This is a genomic window from Candidatus Phytoplasma pruni, from assembly GCF_001277135.1.
Classification (GTDB): Bacteria; Bacillota_I; Bacilli_A; order Acholeplasmatales; family Acholeplasmataceae; genus Phytoplasma; species Phytoplasma pruni.
The window spans coordinates 1-534 of sequence record NZ_LHCF01000046.1; the positions used below are offsets into that span (position 1 = coordinate 1).

Here is a 534-nt window from a genome sequence, read left to right on the forward strand (position 1 = left end):
CTCTTAATTGTTGTATTGTATAACCAGCATCTTTTAAGTCTCTGGTTGTAAATCCAGCTTGTTTAAAATCATAAAGGGAAAAACCAGCAGCTTTTAATTGTTTAGCTGTGAATCCAACATCTTTTAATTCAGAAAGCCTTGATGATGTGTGTGAATCATCTATTAATTCTTCCATTGTATACCCAGCATCTTTTAATTCTTGAAGTGTAAATGCTCTATTTTTTCTTAATTCTTCGACTGTATATCCAAGATCTTTTAATTCACTAGCTTTTTTTCCAGCTTCTTTTAATTCCTTAGCTGTTTTATAACCAGCAGCTTTTAATTCTCCATCTGTAAAACCATAATATTTTAAGTCAGAATATTTATATCCAGCATTTAATATTTCGAAAATTGTATATCCAGCATTTCTTCTTAATTCTTTAACTGTATATCCAAGATCTTTTAATTGTTTAGATGTACATCCAGCATCTTTTAATTCCTTAGCTGTAAATCCAGCATCTCTTAATTCTTGAAGTGTAAATGCTCTATTTTTTC

General features: G+C 29.6%; 1 pseudogene. It reads right to left on the bottom strand.

The features are described from left to right. Positions 1-534: pseudogene (locus tag CPX_RS03055) on the bottom strand (type IVB secretion system protein DotG/IcmE); the annotation flags it as partial.